The 516-nt window shown below is 74.6% G+C and carries 1 protein-coding gene; it reads left to right on the forward strand.

What is annotated here, in order from left to right; translation table 11 throughout:
* Positions 1 to 60: 60 nt before the first annotated feature.
* The coding region (locus tag NZ773_16365) for a patatin-like phospholipase family protein (protein MCS6803498.1) at positions 61 to 516 on the forward strand (456 nt) is incomplete at its 3' end.

Below are 516 nucleotides of genomic sequence, written 5' to 3' on the forward strand. Positions count from 1 at the left end.
CGGATCGGCGATCATGCGGCCGAGGAGAACTGGCCGCCGCGGGGCGGGGAGGCTCGCGCGATGTACCGGATCCTGGCGCTCGACGGCGGCGGCGTGCGCGGCCTGCTGACCGTGATCCTGCTCGAGCGCCTCGAGGCCGCGCTCCCGCCTCCCGGGCTGGTCGCCCGGGCCGACCTTCTCGCCGGCACCTCGACCGGGGCGCTCATCGCGCTCGCGCTGGCCCGCGGCATCCCGCTCGCCACCCTGCGCGAGCTCTACCTGCGGCGGGCGCGGGAGGTCTTCGACGACTCCTGGCTCGACGATCTGCGCGACCTCGGCCGGCTCGCGGGCGCGGAGTACTCGAACCGCGGCCTTCGGCGCATCGCCCGCGAGTGGTTCGGCGAGGCGACGCTCGGCGATCTGCCGAAGGCGGTGCTGGTGCCGACCTTCGACCTCGACAACGAGGATCCCGACCCCAGGCGCCGGAGCTGGAAACCCAAGCTCTTCCACAACGTGCCCGGCACCGACGCCGACCGC

The sequence above is a fragment of the Dehalococcoidia bacterium genome (genome assembly GCA_025054935.1).
In the GTDB taxonomy this organism is placed as follows: Bacteria; Chloroflexota; Dehalococcoidia; order SpSt-223; family SpSt-223; genus JANWZD01.